Source organism: Streptomyces sp. NPDC001781 (assembly GCF_053596035.1).
On the sequence record NZ_JBSFFI010000093.1, the window covers coordinates 1 to 1549 of the forward strand.

General features: G+C 71.1%; 2 protein-coding genes. Both read right to left on the minus strand.

Annotated features, from left to right (window positions below; translation table 11 throughout):
• Window positions 1-43: 43 nt before the first annotated feature.
• Window positions 44-334, minus strand: coding sequence for a hypothetical protein (locus ACWCV3_RS28890; RefSeq protein WP_451230316.1), 291 nt, complete (start codon window positions 332-334; stop codon window positions 44-46).
• A 133-nt stretch (window positions 335-467) separates the two neighbouring features.
• Window positions 468-1118 (minus strand): glycosyltransferase, encoded by a 651-nt coding sequence (locus tag ACWCV3_RS28895; protein WP_451230318.1) that lies wholly within the window; start codon window positions 1116-1118, stop codon window positions 468-470.
• Between the last annotated feature and the right edge of the window lie 431 nt (window positions 1119-1549).

The following is a 1549-nucleotide window of genomic DNA, read 5'->3' on the forward strand; positions in this document are numbered from 1 at the left end:
CCCCTGCGGGACGTCCCGCAGGGGCTCACTCTTTCGGGGCCGCTCACCCCCGTGGCTGGAACGGGTCCGGACCCGGGCGGGGGCCGAACGGGTCGCTGCACGGATGCGGGAGATCCGGCTCGGCGGAGATCTCGCTGAACCAGAACGACTTGACGTCCAGCTCGCCGAGCGGGACGCCCTCGGACTCGGCGACGTCCTTCAGTGCCACGGCCCGCAGGCGGGCCTCGTCGCACGGCTCGATGGACCACGCGGTGCCGTCGAGGTTGCGCACCTCGGCGCCGTGGGCGACCACCCCGCTGTAGACGTACCCGTACGATCGTCGCTGCCGGGTCACCGCAGGCACCCCGCGCGGGGTCCGGCGCTCCGGGTCGTCTGCCGTAGGTTCGGGCCTCCGTGGTCAGCGGGGGCCGGGGGTCCAGTCGTGGCGGTGGTGGACGGCACGACTCCTCCGTTTCCTGATCTCGATCTCAAGTTGTGGCGGGGCTCAAGCCCCTGCCGCCAGTGTTCCCCCCGTGCACGTTCCACGTCCATGTCTTGGCGTCAAGGTGTTCAAACCGGGCGCCGGCGTCCAGCAGCCGGACCAGGTAGTCCTCGTCCTCCCCACGGTAGCGGCGGCCGATGCCTTCGGTGGTCACATCCTGGCCAGGGCGGAATCCCCCGATCCGTCGGACCAGTTCCGTCCTGACCAGGTGAGTCATCGGGATGAACGATCCGAACCGGCGCAGGTGCGCCTCCTGTTCAGGTCCGAAACGCACACCCCACGGAAGTATCCACTGCCCCTGCACGGACACGGCCGTCGGGTCCGGGCCGCCGCGCACCACCGGGGTCGGGTAGACCAGGCCCGGCTTGTCGGGGGAGTTCTCCAGCACGCGCATACAGGCCCGCAGGTGATGGTGGCGCAGCAAATCGTCGTCATCGAGCCAGGCCACCACGTCCGTGGTCACCCGCTCCAGCGCGCGGTTGCGGGCGGCGTCGGCGCCGGTGCGCAGGGAGTCGCGCTCCACGACGATCTGGTCCGGCTGCCGGGTCTGCTCGCGTACGGACGCCAGTGCCCGCTCCAGCATGTCCTCGCGGCCGGGGATCGTGGGTATGACGACGGCGACGGTCAGGCGGGGCATCAGCAGACGCATCCTTTCGCGCACGGGTGCTGGCGCCCGTAACCCAGGCGGAACCGGATGTGGGCCAGCGTTTTGCGGATCAGGCGGGGCATGGCGGGGTGTCCTCTCCGTCGGCCGGCGGTCTCCAGTGCATTGCGTCGCCGGTGCCGGGCTGCACGGGCGTGTGTGCCCGTGCAGGGTCGTAGGGCTGTCCGAGCCCGAACAGGGCTCCGAGGTCGGAGGCCGCGCGTGCGTAGACGTCGCCGGACGCCGACAGGTCGAACCCGAAAACCACGGAGCCCCCACGGCCGGCTTCGCTGGCCTGTGAGGGCTCGTCGTCCCGGGTGGTCGTCCCGGGGTCCATCAGTCCTCGGCCCCCTCGGTACCCGTGGCGACCCACAGGGTGTCCTTGTCGGCCTGGGACTCGGGCTTGGACTTGTCCGCCAGGCCCT